The sequence below is a fragment of the Terriglobales bacterium genome (assembly GCA_035561515.1).
Classification (GTDB): Bacteria; Acidobacteriota; Terriglobia; order Terriglobales; family Acidobacteriaceae; genus DATMXP01.
On record DATMXP010000023.1, the window covers coordinates 128,144 to 144,612 of the forward strand.

Below are 16,469 nucleotides of genomic sequence, written 5' to 3' on the forward strand. Positions count from 1 at the left end.
ACGAATTGGCGAATCCACGAATGAGTTAAGGCAGCTTGTTTCCAGCAGGTTACATCCAAACTACCTGCCGTAAAGCACTTTTGAATCTGGGGTTGCGGGTTGAACGAGCAGGAAATCGCTGGCCTTACGTTAGTCCTGGTTCTGATTCTTGGACTGGCCCACCTTCTCGGGCATTTGTTCACGCGGTTGCGCCAGCCGCGAGTCATAGGCGAAATTCTGGCCGGCTTGCTGCTTGGCCCGTCGATTCTCGGATTTGTCTTTCCCCAAGGGTTTGCCTGGCTTTATCACACTCATTCGGCTGCTGGGCCGAAATACGCGGCTGTCATCGGCTTCCTCTATAACTGGGGTTTGTTGCTGCACATGTTCTTGTCGGGTGCGAAGGTGCGGCAGTTGTTCACGCGCGAGGAGCGCCGTGAAGTCGGCTGGCTTGTGAGCGTGGGGACGTTGCTGCCTTTCCTTGTGGCGCTCTCGGTTGCTCCGTTCCTCGACCTGAGCAGCATCGCCGGGCCGAAGGCGAATACGATCTCGCTTGTGATCGTACTGGCGATCGGCGTGGCGGTAACTTCGATTCCGGTTATTGCTCGAATCTTCGCGGACCTCCAGATTCTGCACACTCGCTTCGCACGGCTTGTACTCGGCGTTGCCGTGCTGGAGGACATCGCGCTGTGGGCGGCGCTCGCGGTGGCGACTGCGCTGGCGGGCGCTTCCATCCTGAATCCGGGGAGCATTGCGCTTCACCTGTTTACGACCGCCGCGTTCTTCCTGCTGGGGCTCACGTTGTTGCCTCGAGCGGTGAAGAAGCTGAACAAACAGCGCTGGAACGTGCTCGCACAGCAGACGCCGGTTGCCTACGTAATCGGCGTGCTTCTGGCGTATTGTGCAGTGGCTGGAGTACTTGGCGTTAGCCTGGTCTTTGCCGCCTTTCTGGCGGGATTTGCGGTCATCCACAAGAAACGTCAGCTCTTTGCGGAACCGATGGCCGTGGTCGATAAGATCGGCTTTTCCGTTTTTGTGCCGATTTACTTTGCCATCGTCGGCTACCGCCTCGATCTGTCGAAGTCGTTCTCGCTCTGGCTGCTGGTGGTGTTCGTGGTTGCTAGCTGCGTCATGAAGCTGGCGTCGGTATCGTTGGGCGCGAGGCTGGCGGGGTTCCGTGGACTCGACATGGTCAACCTTGCGGTGGCGACGAATGCGCGAGGGGGGCCGGGGATCGTGCTGGCGAGCGTGGCCTTCGATGCCGGCGTCATTAATCCTGTCTTCTACACAACGCTGGTGCTGGCGGCGGTGCTTACGTCGCAGGCGGCGGGGTTCTGGCTCGAGTACGTCATTCGAAAGGGGTGGCCATTGCTCACTCCCAAAGAAGGCGCGCCATGTGAATCGGCTACCGAGCCCGGCCACGCTGCGGCTTAACTCCGCCTTTCCTGAAATCAGGAACCTACGTAAAAAAGGGGGCCTTGGCCCCCTTGACATCGCCGTTCCCGAATCGGGACTTACTTGCCAGTGCTTTCCTTCGCGCTCTCCGGCACCTGGAAGGAAACAAAGAACTGAGTCTCCGTTGAGGGTTGCGTGGTGCTGATAGCAAGGCGTTCGCCACGTTTCTGCAGTTCCCCTTTGTCAACGGATCCAGGACGGCCCGGCGCCATCACCAGGTTGGGTTCCGTCTGGATACTGGCGTTTTGCGGATAGCGAAGTTGAAGCAATAACGTCGCCGTGCCGTTCTGGAGCTCAAACATGTTCTTGCCTGAATTCTTAACGGTACTGTCGGAGTGGATCAACGACGTAACGGTACGCGGCGCACTGGTTTTGATCGCATCCCAGACGTAGAAAGATCCGGGTGCGATGAACAGGAAGTTGCGATTGAATGACTGCACACCGAATGAGCCGTCGTACGCTCCGGCGGCTTCCCCACTAATGTGCGCGAAAGTCGGCGCCAGTTGAAGGTCGAGGAAACGAACTTTGTTCAGTTCCTCATAAGGCATGCCGCGCCAAGGGTCGTGGCCCTCTCCCTCAAGTCCCTGGCCCTTCTTGTCAACGAGGACAGTATTGTGCTGCTCGGTCTTGGGGACACCTGAATATCCGCTGTCACCCGTAAGATAAGCGCCGTTGGCCCAGATGATGAAGCTGTTTGCGTCAGGATGAGAATGCCCGGCCGAGAGGTGCCAGTCGGGAAACTTTTTCAGAATTTCGGCGGTGTGGTGGCCTTCAGGCGGACCGCACTTGAAAGCGAAGGCGGTTGCGCCTGACGTCCAATCAGAACGCCAGAACACGACCTCGTGGTCCGGGAAGTAGTGCCAGGGGGTGAGGGATTGAATCGGGGAGGGCCTCAGCTTAGCATCGAACCAGGGGAGCGACCACCAGTTCTCAAAGTTGACCTGTTGTTGCTCCCGCATCCAGAGAGCAACGCCCTGGGCATCAGGGTTTTGATAGCGCTGTGCCAGCCTATATAAAAGGTTGTAGTTGGTATGAAGCTTCCAACCGGGATTGGCGCGGGCATATTCGTCTCCCTGCCTGGCACGCGTGATCGGGCCTTCGTAGACGTCGCCAAAATCGAAGATGGTTTCTCCACCGGGAAGGATTACGTGAGCGAGATAAAGGTGCGCCTGCTTCAGGCCGGGATGTTCGTAGAGATCCTCTCCGGTGGCGTGCTTGTGAGCATCGAGGTAGTGGATGATCCAAGGAGTTGAAAACACCCAGTACTCGAAGCCCTCATAGTAGTACCCGTCTGGCGAGTAGGTGGCAAGAACGCGGTCGTAGATGGCACGCGAAAGAGCAGCCCACTGCTTGGCTTCGGGTACTTCGTCGTATACCGCGTAGGCGGCAACGGCGAGTCCGGATATAGGGATGAATACATGGTTCTGCGAATACGAAAAAGTGCGTCCAGGCTTTGGACGATAGTAGTCTGCCAGGAGCTGCGCCTGCCGGGCGATCTTGTCGCGGTAACGAGTGCGCTCGGCGGGCGTGAGGTCGCTGTATAGCAGGTCGTAGCCTATGCCCATCCCATAAAGAAGGTGCCCAGCAGCGAGATCAACGTTGGGCTTGTTGAAGCGGTATCCCCAGACGTCGTAGCTGACGGCAGCATCCATCCACTTCTTTGCCGCGTCGAGATACTTCTTATCGCCTTCGATACGGTAAACAAAGGCGGCTTCGGCGATGGCGAGTCCGACGGTGTTCTGGGCTCGTCGTTCTTCCGCGGGAGGCGGAGGAGGTGTGGACTTCGTCGCGCGAACATCATTGAGAACTTCCTGCCACATCTGCCGGTGAGTGGTGCGCGAGGCTTCGCGGAGTTGCTGCAATTCCGAGTCGGTGAAGTAAACGCGGGGATGTTTCCCACGTAATTCCGGCTTGATCTGCGACTTAAGACTGGTCATCAGCGCCGAGAGCGGATGGGGTGTCTTGCGGGTCGAGGCGCTATCTTTTGGCCCTAGAGCTTCATGCGCATCCTGCGCAGTTGCAAAAGTAATAAGAAGTATTAGGCTCGCTGCAAACCTCAAAGTCAGTCTCATTCGGTTCCTTCAAAAAGGGGACGGTGGCGAGAGGGACACCGTCCCCATGTTGGCCGTAACTAGAACGACAGTTTCAGAGCGAACTGCAGTACACGCGGATCTTCCGTCTCCGTTAACTGACCAAAATTCGAGGAACTGAAGTTGGTCTGCACCGTACGGAAGTTCGGTCGGTTGAAGATGTTGAACGCCTCAGCGCGGAACTGGAACTTCACCCGCTCGGTGACGTTTGTCCACTTCATCAGCGACATGTTCCAGAACTGTGACATCGGCATTTCGATAACGTTCCGTGGAATAGCTGCAATGAAGCCACGACGTCCGGTAAAGGCCGCCGGGTTGATCCAGAGGTTTTCGCTCGAGAGTGCCGGCAAATCACGCCAGTTGGCAATTTGATCGGTGTTGCCACCGAAGCCGATACTGGGAGCAGTGCTCGCGCGGGTTCCGCCGGAAAGGCTAAAGTGGCGGCCAGACTGGATGGTAGTAGTACCTGAAAGCTGCCATCCGCCAAGGAACTTACCGCTTACACCGCGCTGGTTCTTCATGAACGGAAGCTCATACACGTAGCTCATGGCGATCACGTGCCGGCGATCGAAATCGGCGTAGCTGCGATCGTATGAGGGGTCGAAGGGTGCGCGGAGGTTGGAGGTTTCGGTGTCGAAGTTGTTGAGGGTTTTGCTCCAGGTATAGGCAACGCTGAGCGACAGACCCCGCGTGGTGCGCTTGACGTAGTTTGTCTGCAGACCGTTGTAATTGGAGACGCCATTGTTCTCCTGCTGTTGGATGGCCTGATAGCCGAGGTACTGACGAACAGTGTCGGTGTTCGGGTTCAGGTACGTGCCGTCCGCCTTCAACTGAAGCGCCTTTTCGGCCAGAACATAGTTGATATCGCGACGATGTGTGAGGAATCGTCCCTGGTTGCCGACGTAGCTTATCTCGAACATCGACGACCACGGCAGTTCTCGCTGAATGCCGAAGCTGTAGGCGTAGATGGCTCCCGGCTTCATTTCGCCCGCAAAGACATTGAGGGTCTGAATGAGGGGCTTGCCGGTACCGCCAGCGCCAACCGTATCGAGTGGATTGTTGAAAGTCGGAACCACCGAGGACGGAGTGGTGTACTGACGGCCATTGGTGATATTCGGCTGATACGTGAACGGCGGATTGGCACCCGCATCGCGAATCGGGTTCAGCAAGGTGCGATCGTAGTAGATACCGGCTCCGCCACGTATGGAAGTCTTTCCGTTACCGAAAGGATCAATGGCAAAGCCGAAGCGCGGCGCGATACCTCGATTGCCACTCGTAGCTAGTCCGCTGGGACGGCAATCGAGCAAACGAGTGAGATTCGGATCGCCAAAGTTGTTGTCACAGCCCGGCAGAACGATTCCGTTATATGGATCGTAGTATCCCTCAGCGCGAGTGTGAGTACCGGTTGGATCGGCAATCAGGTTGATGGTGCCACTGGAGATGTTCGTCCCAAGCGGAGCCTTGTTGGCGTCGAACCGGCTTGGGTCGAAGCCGATAATGCGAGCATCTTCAGCAACCGGCCACGGTATGTACTGATAGCGCAGACCGAGAGTCAAGGATAACCTCGGATTCACACGCCACTGGTCGTTGATGTAGAACTCCCACTGGTTGTAGTGCGAGGGCACGTTGGTTGTGTTGGAGTATTCCTGGTAACGCTGGTAGGCGCCCAGCAACAGGTTCGCAACGGCGTTGCCGCTGTCCTGCGGGCGGAAAGAAGAGTCGCTTCCGCTGCTGAAGGTGATGGTGCCGCCGTCGCGCACGCGCGTGTTTTCCTGCTTGAAGCTGCGGAGGTAAAGCATACCGAACTTCATGGTGTGTGCGCCGATGGACTTGGTGAGGTTATCGCGAATCTCCCAGCTTTGCGCCTGAATGTCATACGGCAGTCCGTTGCCGCTGATGGTGCTGTAGCCCTGAATGCTGACTTCGGGAATCTTATTGAGCCGGTTCTCCGGGAAAATCTCCGTGAAGTTGATTCCGCGAGCCGTGCGGTCGATCTGATTCAGGTCCTGGTATTCAATCGTCTGATCGTTGCGCTGCCAGGCAAATGTCAACTCATTGAGCAGTGTGTTCGAAAGAATATGAGTGTAGCTGCCCATGGCGGTGTTTCCGATGCGCTGGTGCTTATCGGGAGCGATAGGCAGATTCTGGTTATCGAAGCTGGACCCGAGCGGATTGTCGGAGTCGAAGTTGTCGCGTGTCCAACGTCCAAAGAGGCTGATCTTGTCGGAAACCGTCCAGTCAAGGCGCGCCAAGTCCTGACGTACCGTGCGATCCGTGACCGGAGACGCGATATACGTAGCGGTGCCCGAGTTCGGCTGCGGGAACAGATTCAGGATCGCTAGGCCGTTCGGCGAAATCTTGTTCGCCGGGATGATGTTGTTGGGGAACGGCGTCCCGGTGGTGGAGGCGCTCTTGTCGCACAGGATGAACTTGCCTTTATCGGCGGCTGAAAGCGTTTGTGTACATGAGGTGATTGGGCCGGAGTTGGTGGGCAGGAAGGCGCTAAAGTTACCTTGTCGCATTGCCAGCGTGGGAACCTGCTCGTTCAGCGAACGGCCGGTTTTCGGGATCTTCCATTCGACGCCGGCGAAAAAGAACAGCTTGTTTTTATACACCGGGCCGCCGACAAATCCGCCGAAGTTGTTGAACCGCAGATGAGCCTTTTCCGGCGTGCCGCTGACGCGCTTGCTTTCCCATGAATAGGCGTTCAGTGCGTCGTGACGGAAAAATTCAAACAGCGTTCCGTGAAACTTAGTCGTTCCGCGCTTGGTAACGACATTGATGGCGGGCCCGGCCTGTCCGCCGAACTCGGCGCTGTAAGGAGTGCTGACGAGCTTGAACTCGGCAATCGCGTCGATACTGATGTTGTTCACCTGCGTTCCGACGGATCCATGATCGACGTTGCTGACGCCGTCGATTGTGGGAGCAAAGCGACGACGTGTGCCGTTGATAGCCGTATCGTCGATGCGGACGTTGGTTCCCTGCTGCGAATCCTGGGTGAGAGCCGCGGTGCCCGGCGCAAGGTTAATTAACTGAGCCCAATTCCGTCCATTAAGCGCAAGGTCGCGAACCTGGGTTCCGGAGATGAGGGTCTCGACGTTCGCGGTCTCGGTGTTGAGCGTCTGATATATCTCTCCGCTAACGGTGACGGATTCGCTCTTCGAGCCGACAGTGAGCGAGACCTCGCGATTGAAGATGCTGCCTACATCGAGCTTGATGTTTGTCTGTTCATACGGCGCGAAGCCGGGAGCGTTAACCTTGAGAGAGTAGATTCCGACCTGGAGGTTAGGGACGTTGAACCGTCCCTCTGCGTTGGTTTCGGCGGTTCTGGTTACGGCTAGTTCTGAGCTTTCCACCACGACGGCGGCTTTGGGGACTACGGCCCCGTTCGGGTCGGTAACACGACCAGTGATGGTGGCAGTTGCCTGGCCGTACAGCCCTGAACTCATCGTGAAAACGAGAGCAGCCAATAACAAAACGGTTCCTACTAACTGAGACTTCTTCCTTGAGAAACTCTGTAGCATCATTGCCTCACTCCTTTGTGTCCACTGCTATCCGAAACAACTAGGAGAAAAACAGGCCCCCGTTTACGTCGATGTTCGTCCCATTGAGGAAAGAGGATTCCGGGGAGACGAGATACGCGACCAGATTGGCAACCTCGCAGGGATCCCCTTCACGTCCAAGCGGAGTTGCAGCGGCAACTTTTACGCGCACTTCCGGCTTGGTGAATGTGTTGTGGAAAGTGGTGTTGATCATGCCTGGACAGACGGCGTTGACGCGGATCTTGCGCATGCCGAGTTCCTTGGCGAGGCCGCGGGTGAAGGTCATAATTCCGCCCTTCGCCGTGGCATACGCGAGTGATCCCGGGCCGCCGCCGTCGCGTCCCGCCTGCGAAGCGAAGTTGACGATGGCAGCGCCGTCGGGCATGAACGGAAGGACTGCCTTTGTCATCAGGAAAGTACTCTTGAGATTCAGATCGATGACGAAATCCCAGAAAGCCTCATCCATCTCAGCGACGCCTTTGCGGGCGACCAATCCGCCGGCGACGTTGACGAGAATGTCGATGGCAGGCCCAACGGATTCTCGCGCCTTAATGACAAACGCCTCGATGTCCGCAGGCTTCATAACGTCGCACGGGACGGCGAAAGCGGTTCCACCGTTCGCCTGTATCTGCTGGACGGTTTCTTCCGCGAACTTCGGGTCCTCAAAGGGTGGGTAGGAAAAGACGACCTTGGCTCCGCATTGAGCGAGGCGAACGCTGGTGCAACGTCCGATGTCTCGCGCGCCGCCGTTTACCAATGCAACTTTTCCTCGCAGGTCCATGTTGTTCATTTCGGCTCCTATGAATTGCGGCCCGGCTTGAGGTTGACGCGGTCGATCTTTCCGGACAGCGAGAAGAGCAGCACTGTCCCGATCGGTGCGAGCACGCCAGCGGTAATCAAGATGGGGCTATATGAAAAGCGTTGAACCACCCATCCGGTGGCAAAGGTGAAGATCATGCTTCCGATCGCAGCACCGGTGCCGCCGAGTCCGGCGACTGATGCTACGGTGCGATCGGAAAAGAAATCGCTGGGAAGCGTTTGTACGTTGCTAATCCAGGTCTGGAAGGCGAAAAGCTCCATGCTGATAAAAGCGAGAGCAAGGAAGGGGCTCTCCACCTGGGTCACGAATATGCCGACGGGCATTACGCAGGCCGCAACGCCGATGAGGGTTTTACGGGCTCGATTTACGGACCATCCGCTCCTGATGAGACGTCCGGCCAGATAGCCACCAGTCAGGCTTCCCAGTCCGGCAAAGAGGTATGGCACCCAGGCGGAGGCGCCAATGGCTTTCATATTGAAGCCGCGGGCGTCGGCAAGATATTTGGGAAGCCAGATAACGAAGAGCCACCACACGGGATCCACACAGAGGCGCGCAAGGACAATGGCCCATACCTGCTTGTAACGGAAGAGTTCGAGCCACTTCGGTGAAGCGGTAGATGAAGCCGTGCTGCCGGCTACCTTCTGCCCTTCCAGAATGTAATTGAGTTCCTCGCGACTGATGGAGGAGTGTTCCGACGGACGCCGGTAAAGGAACCACCATGCTATGAGCCACAAGAAGCCGAGGGCACCGGTGATGACAAAAGTAGCCTTCCAGCCATAGAGAATATTGAGCCAGATCACCAGCGGAGGCGCAATGACGGCTCCGAAAGATGCGCCGCTGTTGAAGATGGCCATTGCAAGGGCGCGCTCGCGAATCGGAAACCATTCGGCACTGGCCTTAGCGGCGCCGGGCCAGTTTCCAGCTTCACCTAGGCCCAGGGTGGCCTGGCAAGCGATGAAGCTGCGGACCCCGCTGGCAAGAGAATGAGCCATGGCAGCGATAGACCAGATAACGATCGACACGCTAAAACCTTTGCGCGTGCCGATACGGTCGTAGAGACGGCCTGAGAGCGTCTGGCTAACAGCGTAAGCAAGCAGCAACGCAACGCCGATGTATCCGTACTGCTGGTTGGAGATGTTCAGCTCTCGGGTTATTTGCGGCGCGAGCAGCGCGAGACACTGGCGGTCTACATAGTTGATCGCAGTGGCAGCGAAAACCATGCCGATCATCCACCAGCGCAAGCCGGAGATGGTGCGAGGACGACGAGCTTCTTTTGTCGCGATTGGCGCCGGAGTCATGATTGGCCTGCCTTTCGGGAGAGGCGAGATCCGCTCGAAGCACGCACAATAAGGTGGCACTCGAGGCAGACTTCCCTGCCGGGCCCTTTGAATCGGCCCTCAATGCGGTCTAGCAAAAACTGGGCGGCGTGACGGCCCTGTTCGGTGATGGGCTGAGCGACAGTGGTCAACGGGGGTGTAGTGAACTCAGAAAGCGGCGTGTTATCGAAACTGGCAACGGCGAGATCGCGCGGAACGTGAAGACCAAGTTCCTGTGCGGCACGCAGGGCTCCGATCGCGGTGTAGTCATTGCGGGCAAAAATCGCGGTAGGACGCTGCTTGAGTTTGCCCAACTGCGTCATGGCAGCGTATCCGTCCTGCTCGGTCGCGTAAGCGGGGCTGACGGCAGGTCCGACGACATACTCGGATCGGACTGGGATACCATGGGCGGCCAGTGCGTCGGCATAGCCCTGATAGCGGCGAAGATTCGAAGCGTGGTCGGGAGAAACACCGACAAAGCCGATGCGCTTGTGTCCCTTGTCGATCAGGTGCGTGACGGCCTCGTATGCGCCTTTCCAGTGGTTTGCCGTAACCATGTCCACGGTCGCATTCGCGATCGGGCGGCCGACGGTCACGACAGGAACGCCCTGGCGAATGATCGCGGCGATCGTCTCGTTACCGAGTTCAGTGCCACGAGTGGCAACGAGAATTCCGTCCACGCGATGATCCACGAACGCCCGTAAGGCAGCTTTCTCCTGCTCGACGCTACGATTTGCAGTGGCGAGAAAGGCGGAGTATCCAGCCTGATTGAGGACATCCTGCAATCCGGCGACGAGTTCCGCGGAAAACGGGTTGGCGATGTCGGGGAGCATAATGCCGACCGCATGAAGCCGAGAGACCTTGAGGCTGCGGGCGAGCATATTGGGGCGATAGTTCAGCTCCTGCGCTGCTTTCATCACGCGTTGCCGAACCGAATCGCTGACGTAACCGGTCCCGTTGATCGCGCGGGACGCCGTCATTGCGACGACGCCTGCGGCACGAGCGACATCGGCGAGGGTAGCAACCTTGCGTTTTTTGGCAGACTGCGTGGGATTTGCCATTTGGGAACCGCTCAGCATGTTATCGTTAACATATGTTAACGTTCACACGTTGCCTTACCTGAAATCTCGTTGTCAAGAGATTTCTTTCGTTTCAAGCGCACGATTCCTGAATCAGGACACTCGCGACGACCAGTTTGCTACCTCCCCGCTGGACAAAATCAACGTGTGACAAAAGTCGTCGTGCAGACACCACACCACCTGTTGTCCTATCCTGTGTGCCAGCGAACAACCGGGCCACGTTGTTACCTAATCAAAGCGTTCAACTCATGCAAAAACAATCATCTGCAACACTGCAGTTATCACTCGCAACCGGTGCATTTGCTTTGTGTTTCGCCGTTTTCGGGACCATGTCGGCGATGATGCCGATCCTGAGCAAGCAAATGCACTTGAGTTCCGTTCAGAAAAGCATGGCAGTGGCATTGCCCGTGTTGCTGGGGAGCCTGGGGCGCATACCGCTGGGCATGCTGACGGATCGTTACGGCGGGCGAATCGTTTTCAGCGCAGTGATGGCGCTGTCGATCATCCCAGCCTTCCTGATGGGAACCGTCTCGAACTACTCCGAACTCCTGCTGTATGGGTTCTTCATCGGAATCGCGCTGGCGAGTTTCTCCGTGGGTGTTGGTTTCGTGAGCGGATGGTATTCCCCCGAACGACAGGGGTTTGCACTGGGCGTATATGGCGCAGGTAATATCGGACAGTCGCTAGCAGCATTCGGATCACCGTTCATAGCTGCCGCGGCCGGCATCCGCTGGGGATTCTGGACGTTCGGAATCCTACTCACGATCTGGCTGTTGATCTTTGCGGCATCTGCGCGTAACGCACCACGTCGTGGCGCGGTAAAATCGTTTCACGATATATTTCGGCCGCTCGGTGACCCGCGAAGCTGGATTCTGAGTCTGTACTACTTCCTGACGTTCGGTGGTTTTGTAGCGATGGGTGTGTACCTGCCGATCTTTCTGACCGAAATGTTCAAGCTGACGCCACAAGACGCGGGGTTGAGGACAGCGGGGTTTGTGGTGCTGGCAACGGCGATGCGTCCGATCGGGGGCACGCTAGCGGATAAGGTTGGCGGACGGGCGATCCTGAAATGGGTTTTTCCATTCACAGCAGTGATGGCACTGTTGCTTGCTTGCCCGATGATGCTGACATTTACGATCGGTGCCCTTGGCATGGCCGCTGCGATCGGATTAGGGAATGGCGCTGTCTTCAAACTCGTTCCGGAATACTTCCCCAATGCAGTGGGAAGCGTAACCGGACTCGTAGGCGCGGCGGGTGGACTGGGCGGGTTCTTCCCTCCCCTGGTATTAGGACTGGTGAAGGAACAGACCGGTAATTTCACTTTCGGATTTGTACTGCTCGCTCTTTTCTCGCTCGTGTGTCTTGGCGTAGTTCTTCGGGCACCGCTGGTACGAATGACCTCGGCGATCGAACAAGGAGGATAATGCGCAAGCCTATCTCACTTCCGCGCGGATCAGACGCGCGTCACGCCATGATCTGGGGACTGTTAATCGCCGCAATCGTTATCGCCGGCATCTACGTTGGCAGCCGCGAGATGCGAGATTTCGATCCGGCGCTGGTTTCCTATGCTGGAGCCACGGTGTTTGCGGCGTTCGGGCTTGGATATCGCTACGCGATGTGGCTGAGAAGACCACCCACGCGGGTCTATTGGTTTCGGGGCTGGCAGATATTCCTCGATCCCAAACACCTCCTCAGGAACGTGGCGCACCTGGCACGGATTTTCTGGAATAATTTCGTACTGCAGCGGTTTATCGATCGCCGCTCGCACGTCAGGTGGACGGCGCACTGGTTTCTTGCCTGGGGATGCATTCTGGCCGCAGCCGTCACGTTCCCACTTTCGTTCGGTTGGGTACGGTTCGAGACGCCGCGAGACAGCCAGGAAATCTACAACGCTTTCATGTTCGGGATACCAGTGGGCAGTTTCCGGCTAGGGACACTGACCGCAACCCTGGCGTTTAACATTCTCGACATATCGGCGATCATGGTACTGGTGGGAGTCTTCTTTGCGCTTTGGAGGAGAGGGCGCGACCACGGAGCCATGACGGTGCAGCAGTTTTCGAATGACCTGTTGCCGTTGTTGCTGCTGTTTGCAATCTCCATCACGGGGCTATTTCTCACGGCCTCGACACACCTGATGAACGGCTTGCACTACGTGTTCCTTTCCCAGGTACACGCCATCACGGTGATCCTGACCCTGCTGTACCTGCCGTTCGGGAAGTTCTTCCACATCTTCCAACGACCCGCGCAACTTGGCGTGGACTTCTACAAACGCGAAGGGGAGCTTGGTCCACAGGCACTGTGCATACGGTGTGGACAGCCGAACAGCTCGCGTCTTCACATCGATGACTTAAAAGAAGTACAGAGAGCACTGGCCATCAAATTCGAGATGGCAGACGGCACACACTACCAAGATGTGTGCCCGACATGCCGGCGCAAGAACCTGGCGCTAACTCAAGACGGCCTCTGGAAGGCCACAGCAAGCCCCATGCAGGGGATGAGGTAGAGATGGCAAAACTTCCTGTCGACATACCCGAACTGGTGAAAGAGTTCGGGCCCCACGTTCATCGCGTGCCACCGGGAGGGTGGGCGCATACGGGACCAGACGACAAACTAGTGAAGACGCACTGCTGCTTCTGCGGACAACAGTGTGGGATCCAGTTGCGCGTACGAGACAACAAGGTTGTGGGATTTGAACCGTGGGAAGACTTCCCTTTCAACAAGGGGAAGCTCTGTCCGAAGGGCGTGAAGCGCTACATGCAGGATGAACATCCCGACCGGCTAAAGGCGCCGATGATGCGTGTTGCAGGTAAGGGCTTCCAACCGACGACATGGGATGAAGCGCTCGACAAGACTGTGGCCGAGATCCGGCGGATACAGCAAGCATATGGCAACGACTCCTTCGGGGTGTTGAGCGGTGCCTCTCTGACCAACGAAAAAGCCTACCTGATGGGCAAATTTGCGCGCGTGGCGCTGCGAACCGCGAACATCGACTACAACGGTCGGCTCTGCATGGTATCGGCAGGGGCGGCTTCCCGAAAGGTGTTCGGGATGGACCGGAGCGCCAATCCGTGGAGTGACATCCCCAAGGCGAAGGTGATCCTGCTGGCCGGGTCGAACGTGGCGGAGTGCTCGCCGATCACGACGGACTACATCTGGCAGATGCGGGAGAACGGCGGAAAGCTGATTGTGCTCGATCCGCGGATGACTCCCATCGCGCGCAATGCGGATCTGTTCATCCCGGTGCGAAGTGGTGGCGACATTGGCGTGTTCAACGGAATGCTGCACGTGATGATCGAGCGTGGTTGGATCGACTACGACTTCATCGAGAAGCACACAACCGGATGGGAGCAAGTGGCCGAGACGGTGAAGAAGTACACGCCGGAATATGCGTCGAAGATTGCCGGTGTGCCTCCGGAAATGATTGTGAAGGCAGCGGAGATGTGGGGCCCGGCTCCAACGAGCTTTGTACTGCATGCGCGCGGAATTGAGCACCACTCGAAAGGCGTGGAGAACTGCGTGGCGGCGATCACCCTGGCGGTGGCGACCGGCCGGATCGGCCGCGAAGGTTGCGGCTACGCTATGATCACGGGACAAGGCAACGGACAGGGCGGACGCGAACAGGGTCAGAAATGCGATCAATTGCCCGGCAACCGCAGCGTAGAGAATCACGAACATCGGAAATACATCGCCGGCGTTTGGGGCGTCCCCGAGGAGTCCATTCCGCGAAAGGGCCTGTCGGCAGTCAAGCTGATCGAGGCGATTCACGATGGCAAGATCAAGGGTCTGATTTCCATTTGCTTTAATCCCGCCGTTTCTCTTCCGGACGCGAATTACGTGCGTGAAGCGTTCGAGAAGCTGGAGTTTTACGCAAACATCGATTTCTTTCTTTCCGAAACTGCCAGGTACGCCGATGTGGTGCTGGCCGGGTCGCTGATGGAGGAAGACGAGGGCACCACGACGAATGTGGAAGGCAAGGTGATCCTGCACAGGAAGGCGGTCGATCCTCCCGGCGACGCACGCGTAGATTGGCAAATCATTTGCGACATTGCGACGCGGCTGGGATACGGCGACAAGTTCCCTTACAAGAATTCGCATGACATATTCGAGGAACTGCGAGTGGCTTCCAAGGGCGGCATTTCCGATTACTACGGAATGTCGTGGGAGATGATCAGCGAACAGAATGGAGTTTACTGGCCATGTCCGGAAGTGGGTCATCCGGGGACTCCGCGTCTGTACGAAGGCGGGAAGTTTGCACATCCGGACGGCAAAGCGCATTTCGTTCCGGTCGAGTGGCGACCGTCGGCAGAGATGCCGGATGAGGAGTACCCGATCATCCTCACGACAGGACGCGTGGTGTCGCACTTTCTTTCGGGAACACAGACCCGACGGATCGGCGGCTTGCTGGACCAGTATCCACAGCCAAGGTGCGAGATTCATCCGAGGCTGGCGGAGAAGCTTGGCATTGCCGATGGCGATTTCGTGAAGGTGGAAAGCCGTCGCGGGCACGTGGTGGTCCGCGCGCAGGTGGTGAAGACGATCCGGCCCGACACGGTTTTCATTCCTTACCATTGGCCACTTGGACGCTCAGCAAACAACATGACAGTACGGGCGATCGACCCCGAATCGAACATCCCTGAATACAAAATTTGCGCGGTGCGGGTGATCAAGACGGTAGAGCCGACGGATGAAATTGCGCGTCTGGAAGTCGAGGCGGGAGGCATCCGATGAGCGCGATGGCCTTCTTCATCGACTACTCGCGCTGCATCGGGTGCCAGGCGTGTGTGCAGGCATGCGCAGAGTGCGACACGCACCGCGGCACGAGCATGATTCACCTGGAGACGATTGAACGTCGCGACAGCGTACAGACCGCACCGCAGGTCTGTATGCATTGCGAAGACCCGATCTGTGCCCGCGTGTGCCCTGCCGATGCGATCAAGAAGACACCGGACGGAGTGGTACAGAGTTCACTGAAGCCTCGGTGTATTGGCTGCTCGAATTGCGTAGTGTCATGTCCGTTTGGGGTTCCGAAATATAGCGCGGAAATAGACCAGATGATGAAGTGCGACATGTGCTACGACCGCACCAGCATCGGCAAGAAACCGATGTGTGCCACGGTGTGTCCGTCGGGCGCGTTGACTTTTACAACCATGGAAGACATTCAAAGAACACGGCGCGGCATTCCGGTGAACTCATGGCGTTTTGGCGAAGAAGATGTCAAAACTAAGGTGTACGTGATGGTGCCGCGCGAAGTGGAACGGGTGAACGTGGAACTGGTGCAGATCACGCCCACTCCCGCGTCCCTGCCTGAGGATCCATACGACATCGCTTTAATGCTGGAGGAAGTCCGATGAGTTCGGAACTGAAGTGGCCGACAAACGATCAGACGAGAAGCAATGTCCCACCTAAGTGGCGAACGGACTTTCCGATTGAATGGGAAGGCGACCATTACGTAAGCCGCCGGGAAATGGTGAAGTTCCTTACTCTCGGTTCCCTTCTGCTGGCGGCAGCGAACTGGATCACGGCGATTGCGGCGAGATTTCTGCGCAAGGAATCGACGGCGGTGCGTTCGATTGGGACGATGGACATGCTGAACCAGAATGGATCTCTATTGTTCCGGTATCCGACGGACCAGGACCCTTGCATTGCGGTTCGCACACCAGAAGGGAAACTGGTTGCGTATTCACAGGTCTGCACTCATCTTTCCTGCGCGGTCGTTTACAGCAAGGACGAGAACAAACTGCTCTGCCCGTGTCACAAGGGAGCGTTCAATGTCGCGGAGGGAGCGCCGACGGGAGGACCTCCGACCAGGCGCCTGCCGAGGATTCGAATCGAGCAGCGTGGAAACGAGATATTCGCCAGCGGAGTGGAGGTCTAGATGAGTGTACGTTCGCAAGGCACAACGCTATTCACAGCCATCCTGATACTTGTGGCGAGCACGGTGGTAATCCAGTTGTGGCTGCTGACGGTCTCGATGGAAGCGCTCCTCGCGCATGAGACGAAGATACTTGTTCCGGCGGCGATCGGCTCGACCGTGCTCTTAGCAATCAATGCGGGTCTGCTCACCTACGTTTTTCGGTTCGATCGCGAAACTTCAACCGGAAAACAGGAATAAACCTCAACCGGCTATTCGGAGTGTTCAGCTTCGATTGGCTTCCTCAGTATTGCGAAAAACTCTAGTGGTTGCCGTATCG

12 protein-coding genes are annotated in these 16,469 nt (G+C 57.3%); 7 read left to right on the forward strand and 5 right to left on the reverse strand.

Features of this window, described 5'->3' with window-relative positions:
* Window positions 1-99 precede the first annotated feature (99 nt).
* Window positions 100-1,410 carry a cation:proton antiporter gene (locus tag VN577_10880; GenBank protein ID HWR15327.1) on the forward strand — a complete coding sequence of 437 codons (1,311 nt, stop codon included), beginning with the start codon at window positions 100-102 and terminating at the stop codon, window positions 1,408-1,410.
* Between the two features lie 80 nt (window positions 1,411-1,490).
* On the opposite strand, the gene VN577_10885 is transcribed toward VN577_10880, so the two are convergent.
* From VN577_10885 to VN577_10905, 5 genes are read right to left on the reverse strand one after another with little or no spacing between them, the layout of a single operon-like run.
* Window positions 1,491-3,503 (reverse strand): DUF4962 domain-containing protein, encoded by a 2,013-nt coding sequence (locus VN577_10885; GenBank protein HWR15328.1) that lies wholly within the window; start codon window positions 3,501-3,503, stop codon window positions 1,491-1,493.
* Window positions 3,504-3,562: 59 nt separating this feature from the next.
* Entirely contained in the window at window positions 3,563-7,048 is a 3,486-nt protein-coding gene (locus VN577_10890; protein HWR15329.1) for a carboxypeptidase regulatory-like domain-containing protein, read from the reverse strand.
* A 37-nt stretch (window positions 7,049-7,085) separates the two neighbouring features.
* A complete protein-coding gene (locus VN577_10895) occupies window positions 7,086-7,853 on the reverse strand; it encodes an SDR family oxidoreductase (GenBank protein ID HWR15330.1) in 768 nt (255 codons plus the stop codon).
* Window positions 7,854-7,861: 8 nt separating this feature from the next.
* Window positions 7,862-9,181 (reverse strand): MFS transporter, encoded by a 1,320-nt coding sequence (locus tag VN577_10900; protein HWR15331.1) that lies wholly within the window; start codon window positions 9,179-9,181, stop codon window positions 7,862-7,864.
* The gene (locus VN577_10905; GenBank protein ID HWR15332.1) at window positions 9,178-10,260 is read right to left on the reverse strand and encodes a LacI family DNA-binding transcriptional regulator; all 1,083 of its coding nucleotides are present in this window, start codon (window positions 10,258-10,260) and stop codon (window positions 9,178-9,180) included. The genes VN577_10900 and VN577_10905 overlap by 4 nt, the downstream gene beginning before the upstream one ends.
* 266 nt (window positions 10,261-10,526) lie before the next feature.
* On the opposite strand from VN577_10905, the gene VN577_10910 reads away from it, so the two are divergent.
* Genes VN577_10910 through VN577_10935 form a run of 6 tightly spaced genes read left to right on the forward strand, consistent with a single transcriptional unit; the run spans window position 10,527 to window position 16,390 of the window.
* Entirely contained in the window at window positions 10,527-11,702 is a 1,176-nt protein-coding gene (locus VN577_10910) for an MFS transporter (protein HWR15333.1), read from the forward strand.
* Window positions 11,702-12,781 (forward strand): hypothetical protein, encoded by a 1,080-nt coding sequence (locus VN577_10915; protein ID HWR15334.1) that lies wholly within the window; start codon window positions 11,702-11,704, stop codon window positions 12,779-12,781. The genes VN577_10910 and VN577_10915 overlap by 1 nt, the downstream gene beginning before the upstream one ends.
* A gap of 2 nt (window positions 12,782-12,783) precedes the next feature.
* Entirely contained in the window at window positions 12,784-15,006 is a 2,223-nt protein-coding gene (locus VN577_10920; protein HWR15335.1) for a molybdopterin-dependent oxidoreductase, read from the forward strand.
* Window positions 15,003-15,629: a 4Fe-4S dicluster domain-containing protein gene (locus VN577_10925; protein ID HWR15336.1), complete on the forward strand. Its 627-nt coding sequence runs from the start codon at window positions 15,003-15,005 to the stop codon at window positions 15,627-15,629. Before VN577_10920 ends, VN577_10925 begins: the two co-directional genes overlap by 4 nt.
* A complete protein-coding gene (locus VN577_10930; protein ID HWR15337.1) occupies window positions 15,626-16,153 on the forward strand; it encodes a Rieske 2Fe-2S domain-containing protein in 528 nt (175 codons plus the stop codon). The genes VN577_10925 and VN577_10930 overlap by 4 nt, the downstream gene beginning before the upstream one ends.
* Window positions 16,154-16,390, forward strand: coding sequence for a DUF6755 family protein (locus VN577_10935; GenBank protein HWR15338.1), 237 nt, complete (start codon window positions 16,154-16,156; stop codon window positions 16,388-16,390).
* The last annotated feature ends 79 nt before the right edge of the window (window positions 16,391-16,469 follow it).

Coding starts and splice junctions, on each gene's coding strand:
- VN577_10885 (HWR15328.1), bottom strand. CDS start 3,503: ATGAGACTGACTTTGAGGTTTGCAGCGAGCCTAATACTTCTTATTACT.
- VN577_10890 (HWR15329.1), bottom strand. CDS start 7,048: ATGATGCTACAGAGTTTCTCAAGGAAGAAGTCTCAGTTAGTAGGAACC.
- VN577_10895 (HWR15330.1), bottom strand. CDS start 7,853: ATGAACAACATGGACCTGCGAGGAAAAGTTGCATTGGTAAACGGCGGC.
- VN577_10900 (HWR15331.1), bottom strand. CDS start 9,181: ATGACTCCGGCGCCAATCGCGACAAAAGAAGCTCGTCGTCCTCGCACC.
- VN577_10905 (HWR15332.1), bottom strand. CDS start 10,260: ATGGCAAATCCCACGCAGTCTGCCAAAAAACGCAAGGTTGCTACCCTC.
- VN577_10910 (HWR15333.1), top strand. CDS start 10,527: ATGCAAAAACAATCATCTGCAACACTGCAGTTATCACTCGCAACCGGT.
- VN577_10915 (HWR15334.1), top strand. CDS start 11,702: ATGCGCAAGCCTATCTCACTTCCGCGCGGATCAGACGCGCGTCACGCC.
- VN577_10920 (HWR15335.1), top strand. CDS start 12,784: ATGGCAAAACTTCCTGTCGACATACCCGAACTGGTGAAAGAGTTCGGG.
- VN577_10925 (HWR15336.1), top strand. CDS start 15,003: ATGAGCGCGATGGCCTTCTTCATCGACTACTCGCGCTGCATCGGGTGC.
- VN577_10930 (HWR15337.1), top strand. CDS start 15,626: ATGAGTTCGGAACTGAAGTGGCCGACAAACGATCAGACGAGAAGCAAT.
- VN577_10935 (HWR15338.1), top strand. CDS start 16,154: ATGAGTGTACGTTCGCAAGGCACAACGCTATTCACAGCCATCCTGATA.